Consider the following 254-nt stretch of genomic DNA (forward strand, 5'->3'; position numbering starts at 1 on the left):
ATATAAGGCAATGTCACCGATACAACCTGCTGTTAGTAGAATTCCTAAAAATGAGAGTGGCTCCAGGTTCATAGCTAATCCTAATACAATTGGGAAAATTCCAGTTGGTAAAAACGGTAACATTAATACTTTCTTCATTTGTTTTACTGTAATCGCCTGTTTAGAATGAGCATATGCATCACCTAATTTCCAATTAACGCCCCATTTCAGCTCACTCCATGGAACGCCTCCGATGTAACGAAATCCTATTAAAT

Annotated in this window: 1 protein-coding gene; it reads right to left on the reverse strand. The window is 37.4% G+C overall.

Annotation, left to right across the window (positions count from 1 at the left end):
• Nucleotides 1–254: DUF3267 domain-containing protein (locus KVT31_RS29740; protein WP_217613746.1), on the reverse strand; the 254-nt coding region annotated here is incomplete at both ends.

The organism is Bacillus sp. GbtcB14, assembly GCF_019091205.1.
Lineage (GTDB): Bacteria > Bacillota > Bacilli > Bacillales > Bacillaceae_G > Bacillus_A > Bacillus_A cereus_AG.